This window comes from Microcystis sp. LEGE 08355, assembly GCF_015207185.1.
Classification (GTDB): domain Bacteria; phylum Cyanobacteriota; class Cyanobacteriia; order Cyanobacteriales; family Microcystaceae; genus Microcystis; species Microcystis panniformis.
In genome coordinates this window covers 1-1,106 of sequence record NZ_JADEXI010000938.1, presented here as the reverse complement: position 1 = coordinate 1,106, position 1,106 = coordinate 1, and the positions used below count along the sequence as shown (strand labels likewise).

Annotated in this window: 1 protein-coding gene; it reads right to left on the bottom strand. The window is 43.3% G+C overall.

Features of this window, described 5'->3' with window-relative positions; genetic code table 11:
- Positions 1 to 42: 42 nt before the first annotated feature.
- Complete coding sequence (locus tag IQ242_RS25430) at positions 43 to 990, bottom strand: hypothetical protein (RefSeq protein ID WP_193961860.1); 948 nt, start codon at positions 988 to 990, stop codon at positions 43 to 45.
- Positions 991 to 1,106 lie beyond the last annotated feature (116 nt).

Genomic DNA, 1,106 nt, shown 5'->3' with positions numbered 1-1,106 from the left:
CGTGGGCTCGGAGATTTGTATAAGAGACAGCCCTGCTCCCATCTACTGGGGGGTTAGATCACAAAAACGCTTAAATAGCTCCTCGCGGGCGGATTCGATTAATAAACGGCTAGATTCGCTGGGGGATAAGGATAACAATCCTTCAATCACGGGATTAAAAGAATCATCTAACTGTCCAAAGCGGACTTGTAGTAAATTTTCGATCATCCCCCTGCGCGCCTCTTGACGACCTTCTTGACGACCTTCTTGACGACCTGCTTGAAGACCTTCTTCAAGAGCTTCTTCTCTAGCTTGTCGTCTCACTGCTTCTTTCCATTCCAGATAAGTTTGGGATAACGTCATAAACACCTCTCGATCTTCTTCTTCTAAAATATTTTGTATTTCCACGCTCACCCGCCAACTAAGTAATAGTTCTATGACATTTTGACGGTAGTTGTTCCCTATTGGTAATTCTAGCAACTCTCGCACAGCTTGATTCTGAGTTTTGCCCTTACCCAATAACCTTAACCAGAGGGTGTGAAAATTAACAGGAAGTTGATTGATCACAATAATAGCCGTGCGCTGTAAAGGAGGCAAGAAATAGACCCCTTCGGGCCAATTCCGGTCTAAGGCCGCCCCAAAACCGTTTAATATAGTCTCACTAACCAGAGGAGCAAGAATCCATAAACGGGGCAAATTTTCCTCATTGTAGGGGCTATTTTCTCGTTTGGCTTGTCGCTGTAGTTCAGCAAAAACGGCGGTTAATTTCGAGAGACAATTACGTACATCGGCACGAGTGGGAGAATTACGATAGGGTTCTAGGAGAGCGCTATTTAGGGCAATTTGACCTAATAATCCTAGATTATCGACAGTTATCTGCCGATCTGGATGAGGCGAAAAAAATAGATCAATTTGTCGGGTTTCGTCGGTAATTTCTTTGCTAATTTCTACCCGGCCTAGGGGCGATAATAATTCTTCCAGATAGTTTTTAGCAAATTGGTCATCGAAAATTTGGGTCTGAAACCCCGTCGTTCTACGACGGCTTTACTGTTAAATATGAGCATCGTTTACGAAATATATGCTAAAATGTGAGGTATGGAAAAAGCCTATTCGTTTCGATTTTACCC